We start from the raw sequence: 238 nt of genomic DNA, 5'->3' as shown, positions 1-238 counted from the left end.
CCACATCTTAAAATGACGTTTGGGTGAAGCCGCCGATTAAATCTTGTGCTATCGCGATAGACAAATTACAGAAATCGCCTATAGCCTGGGATTTAATAGCGCTTCTGATTTTACCCGGGCATTCCGTCGACATTATGGAATGTCGCCACAAGACCATCTTTTTCTTGCTTTTGGTAAATTATGCGGATACCCTTTGACCCAACCGGTCTGAGTCATAATATTTGCTTTCTTCTATAGC

The 238-nt window shown here is 42.4% G+C and carries 1 protein-coding gene; it reads left to right on the top strand.

Annotation, left to right across the window (positions count from 1 at the left end):
- The first annotated feature begins 43 nt into the window (after positions 1–43).
- The gene (locus ACCD02_RS32795; RefSeq protein WP_413310737.1) at positions 44–211 is read left to right on the top strand and encodes a helix-turn-helix domain-containing protein; all 168 of its coding nucleotides are present in this window, start codon (positions 44–46) and stop codon (positions 209–211) included.
- Positions 212–238 lie beyond the last annotated feature (27 nt).

The organism is Pseudomonas sp. Pseusp88 (assembly GCF_047303955.1).
GTDB lineage: Bacteria > Pseudomonadota > Gammaproteobacteria > Pseudomonadales > Pseudomonadaceae > Aquipseudomonas.
This window is presented reverse-complemented; position numbering and strand designations above follow the sequence as displayed.